General features: G+C 53.6%; 1 pseudogene. It reads right to left on the reverse strand.

Features of this window, described 5'->3' with window-relative positions:
* Positions 1-248 (reverse strand): annotated as a pseudogene (locus tag QN347_RS20580) (IS21 family transposase); the annotation flags it as partial.

Raw genomic sequence — 248 nt, forward strand, 5'->3', positions numbered from 1 at the left:
ATCAAAGTGCGCGCTGACAGGTCGAAGCAAAGGCTGCTCATCAGCATAACAGTCTGCAATGGTGCGCTGACTTTGTGTCGGGTGCATACGTTGCGCTAATTCCTGGCAGCGGGTTGTGAGCCACGCATTTAAATCCGCAAAGGAAGCAAAGCGGGCCAACGGGGTAAACAGCCATTCCCGTACATTGCCAACTTGATTCTCGACCTGACCTTTCTCCCAACCAGAAGCAGGAGTGCAGGCCACTGGTT

The organism is Sphingomonas sp. 10B4 (assembly GCF_035019905.1).
In the GTDB taxonomy this organism is placed as follows: Bacteria; Pseudomonadota; Alphaproteobacteria; order Sphingomonadales; family Sphingomonadaceae; genus Sphingomonas; species Sphingomonas glacialis.